The sequence below is a fragment of the Endozoicomonas sp. SESOKO3 genome, from assembly GCF_024606255.1.
This window is the reverse complement of record NZ_JAHHPR010000306.1, coordinates 1-4,388: the sequence shown is the minus strand read 5'-3', so window position 1 is coordinate 4,388 and position 4,388 is coordinate 1. Positions and strand designations below refer to the sequence as shown.

Genomic DNA, 4,388 nt, shown 5'->3' with positions numbered 1-4,388 from the left:
AGTTTATAGAGAACAGCTGTTATGAAGAGGGAGCGCTGAAGATTCATGCAAGTTCCACCATTGGCAATAACCTGATGCCTCGTATCCTTGGGGATTTTTTCAAGGAATTCCCTCATATCAGGGCCGAATTGACGGTTGATAATACCCGTAGTATTCAGCAGAGAATATTGGCTATGGAGGTTGATCTGGCCGTAGTGGAAGGTAGCTGTCTGCACCCGGATATTGAAGTGATCCCCTGGCGCGAAGATGAGCTTGTTATTATTTGTCACCCTGATCATCCCATGGCCGGGAAGACAGTGGATCTTCAGTCACTGAAAGACGAAGAGTGGATACTCAGGGAGACAGGCTCGGGAACACGTGAACTGTTTGATGAAGTGCTGGCTGCACGCTTGTGTACGCCCAACGTCATTATGAGCCTTAACCGGGCTGAAGCCGTTAAGCAGGCTGTCATGGAAGGACTGGGTATTGGTTGTATTTCCAACCTGGCTGTATGGCGAGCCAGGAATGCGGGTCTGCTATCAACAATCAGCGTGTCTGACCTGACCCTGAATCGTCATTTTTATTTGTTACTAAACAGAAAAAAATATCGAAGTGGTGTGATCAAGAAAGTCTCTGATTTTATTTTGAGATGGGATGACAAGCTTTTAATCAGTTAATGATTGGCCGCTATCCATTCAGGTTGGCGGGATGTTACTGTTCCGTAGTCGTATAAAACCAACCCTTAAGATATTAGTTGAACGTAGGTGCATGTCACTAGTATACTTTCGCGCGCCGAAGGGGTGAAAAAAAGTTCTAAGATTTTCAGTTGTGTGAAGTTTTACCATCTGATGTTTAACTGTCTTCACACATCGCAAAGTCTGAAACCCCTGCCAGTTTCTGAGGGGCGGATTAAGACTTATCAGGCCTGTCATGATGTTCAGGTAAAATACAGGAATCTATGTCTGTAGAAACGACGTGGAGAGCCAAAAGCAAAGAGATGTTTAGAAGTGACAGTCGGGCCAGGTACCCGCATTTGCAACAGCCGCGTTTCTATCGTGTTGTCGTTGCTCAACTGTTGACTACAGTATCTCTGACATTGCTTTTGCTGCCGCTGGGTAAGTCTTTCGCTGTATCCGCTCTGTCAGGTGGTTTGGCATGCAGTATCCCCAATGCTTATCTGGTCTGGAGAGCATTTCGATATCGGGGAGCCAGTGCGGCGCAGGAAATAGTCAGGTCATTTTACCAGGGTGAAGCCGGAAAGTTTGCTTTAACGATCCTTGCGTTCATTCTGATTTTTACACTGATACCGTCAATCGAACCCTTGGCGATGTTCGGTGCATTTGCTTTGATTCAGGCAGTAAGCTGGCTGACCCCTCTACTAATAAAGAGTTGACGCGGGTTTACTGACGACAGATTTATACAATGATGGTGTACGGGAAAATTCATGGCGACGACTGCATCTGAGTACATAGCCCACCACCTGCAGAATCTTACATTCGGTAAGCTGCCTGCAGGTTTTGAACGTGTTGATAATTATGGCAATGAGCTGGGTGTTCTGTCGGAAGACACCTGGACTTTTGCCCAAACTGCTGCTGAAGCAAAAGAAATGGGCTTTTGGGCGTTTCACGTAGACAGCTTGTTCTGGTCAGTTCTGCTGGGTGTGGTCTTTATCACGATCTTTCGTATGGTAGCCAAGCGTGCTTCTGCCGGGGTTCCCACCGGTATGCAGAATCTTGTCGAAATGGTCGTTGAATTTGTTGATGGCAGTGTCAAAGACTCCTTTCATGGTAGAAATAACCTGATCGCACCGCTTGCATTGACTATATTCTGCTGGGTTTTCTTCATGAACCTGATGGACTTGATCCCTGTCGACTGGATTCCTGGTCTGGCCACTGTGTTGGGCATTCCTTATATGAAAATCGTACCGAGTACAGATCCGAATATTACATTGGGTATGTCCTTGTCCGTCTTTATGTTAATTATCTTTTACTCGATCAAAGTGAAAGGTATTGGTGGGTTTATTGGTGAGCTGACTCTGCATCCGTTCAGCAGCCCGAATAAAGCTGTGCAGGCCCTTTTGATTCCAATCAACTTTCTGCTGGAATCCGTTACCATGATTGCCAAACCGATTTCTTTGGCTCTGCGTCTTTTTGGTAACATGTATGCAGGTGAGCTGATCTTCATTCTGATTGCTCTGGTCGGCTACATGCAGCTACCTCTGCACTTTGGATGGGCTGTTTTCCATATTCTCGTGGTCACTCTGCAAGCATTCATTTTTATGATTTTGACCATCGTTTATCTCAGCATGGCAAGCGAAGACCATTAATAATAGATATTGCACGTCAGGTGACTGACGTGGTGTGTTAACTAACCTAAAACTTCAACTTAACAAAGACCACAATAGGTCGGGAGGAAATATGGAACTGGTAGTAGGTCTGACTGCAATCGGTGTTGCTTTCATGCTGGGTCTTGCGGCTCTGGCTACAGCTATCGGCTTTGGTTTGTTGGGCGGCAAATTCCTTGAAGGTGTTGCCAGACAGCCTGAAACGGCTCCTATGTTGCAAACCAAAATGTTTATCGTAGCGGGTCTTCTTGACGCTGTGCCTATGATTGCAGTAGGTATAGCCCTGTTCTTCACCTTTGCTAACCCGTTTGTAGCTCTGGTTCAGTAATAGCTGTAGTGAAGATCCGGCTTGGCGTTGATGTACGGCCGGTCTGATAAAACCGTATCGAAACGATAAGCCGAACAAAGATCCTGGTTAGTACTCAATGGCTGATACGCTGACCCAAGCAACTTTGTTGGAAGCGTCTTATTTTGCTAAATAAAATAGTACGCTCATCTGAGGCAGGATTTTAAGATTTTACTGGAGCATTTGGAGTTCGCATGAATATCAATGCAACTATCATCGGTCAGACGATCGCTTTCGCGGTGTTTGTATGGTTCTGCATGAAGTATGTATGGCCACCCATCATGCAGGCCCTTAACGACCGCAAGAAACAAATTGCTGACGGACTGGACGCTGCAGCTCGTGGTCAAAAAGAGCTGGAACTGGCTCAGAAAAAAGTTCTCGAAGAACTGCGTGAAGCTCGTGAAAAGGCTCAGGAAATCATCGAACTGGCAAACAAACGCTCTGCCCAGATCGTTGACGAAGCTAAAGAGCAGGCCCGTGAAGAAGCTGACCGCATCAAGGTGGCTGCACAGGCTGACATCGAGCAGGAAGCCAACAGGGCTCGCGAAGCGTTGCGTGCCCAAGTGGCCACGCTGGCTGTCGTTGGTGCTGAGCGTATTCTAGGTGAGAACCTGGACGAGTCTGCTAACAGCCGTCTGGTTGATGACCTGGTTGCTGAACTCTAAAGGGGATAGACCATGGAATTGACCACATGCGCCCGTCCCTATGCCAAGGCCGCATTCAAGATAGCAAAAGAGCATGATCAACTGTGTGAATGGTCTCAGATGCTAACTTTATGTGCGAGCGTATCCAGGCGTCAGGCTGTGGGCAGGATGCTGAAAGACCCGTCCACTACCGGAGACATGAAGGCAGACGCCTTTATCAAATTGTGCGAAGGCAGCCTTTCGGTTGAAGTCGAGAACTATATTCGGATCCTTACGAATAAAAAACGGATTTTCCTGCTTCCCCAGATCGACGCGATCTTTGAGCAGATGAAAGCACAGGATCAGAGTTATCAGGATATTGTCGTCACTTCGGCTTTCCCGCTGTCCGATGAACAGCAGGACAAGATCGCAAAGAAAGTTGAAAAACGTCTTGGTCGATCAGTACGAATGCATACACAGGTAGATAACTACCTGATCGGCGGCGTCATCGTGAAAGCTGGAGACCTCGTTATCGACGGCAGTGTCCGCTCACGGTTGACCAAGCTTGCCGATGCGATGATTTCATAGTTACTTTTTTTTAAGTAAAGAGTTTGGCAGGTAAGCTATGCAACTGAATCCTTCCGAGGTCAGTGACATCATCAAGAGCCGCATAGAGCAGCTAGATGTGTCCAGTGAAGCCCGCAATGAGGGCACCATCGTCAGTGTCACTGACGGTATTGTTCGTATACACGGTCTGCAAGAGGTCATGTACGGGGAAATGATCAAGTTCCCCGGCGGTGTGTACGGTATGGCGTTGAACCTGGAGCAGGACTCCGTCGGCGCCGTTGTATTAGGTGACTATGGTCAGTTGGCTGAAGGCCAGACTGTTCAGTGCACCGGACGAATTCTTGAAGTTCCTGTTGGCAGGCAGTTACTGGGACGTGTTGTTGATGCGCTGGGTAACCCCATCGACGGCAAAGGTGCTGTTGACGCTACCGAAACGTCTCCTATCGAAAAAGTAGCGCCAGGCGTTATCGCTCGTCAGTCTGTGGACGAGCCGATTCAGACAGGTTACAAGTCCGTTGACGCCATGGTT

Annotated in this window: 6 protein-coding genes and 1 pseudogene; all 7 read left to right on the top strand. The window is 47.8% G+C overall.

What is annotated here, in order from left to right; translation table 11 throughout:
- The coding region (locus KDK18_RS05445) for a LysR substrate-binding domain-containing protein (RefSeq protein ID WP_257253763.1) at nt 1-656 on the top strand (656 nt) is incomplete at its 5' end.
- Between the two features lie 281 nt (nt 657-937).
- Nucleotides 938-1,372 (top strand): ATP synthase subunit I, encoded by a 435-nt coding sequence (locus tag KDK18_RS05440; protein WP_257253761.1) that lies wholly within the window; start codon nt 938-940, stop codon nt 1,370-1,372.
- A 51-nt stretch (nt 1,373-1,423) separates the two neighbouring features.
- Nucleotides 1,424-2,305: a F0F1 ATP synthase subunit A gene (atpB, locus tag KDK18_RS05435; protein WP_257253759.1), complete on the top strand. Its 882-nt coding sequence runs from the start codon at nt 1,424-1,426 to the stop codon at nt 2,303-2,305.
- Between the two features lie 91 nt (nt 2,306-2,396).
- On the top strand, nt 2,397-2,651 hold the full coding sequence (gene atpE / locus KDK18_RS05430; protein ID WP_257253757.1) for a F0F1 ATP synthase subunit C: 255 nt from the start codon (nt 2,397-2,399) through the stop codon (nt 2,649-2,651).
- A gap of 212 nt (nt 2,652-2,863) precedes the next feature.
- Entirely contained in the window at nt 2,864-3,334 is a 471-nt protein-coding gene (locus tag KDK18_RS05425; RefSeq protein WP_257253756.1) for a F0F1 ATP synthase subunit B, read from the top strand.
- A gap of 12 nt (nt 3,335-3,346) precedes the next feature.
- Nucleotides 3,347-3,880 (top strand): F0F1 ATP synthase subunit delta, encoded by a 534-nt coding sequence (locus tag KDK18_RS05420; RefSeq protein WP_257253755.1) that lies wholly within the window; start codon nt 3,347-3,349, stop codon nt 3,878-3,880.
- A 37-nt stretch (nt 3,881-3,917) separates the two neighbouring features.
- Nucleotides 3,918-4,388, top strand: a pseudogene (locus KDK18_RS05415) (F0F1 ATP synthase subunit alpha); the annotation flags it as partial.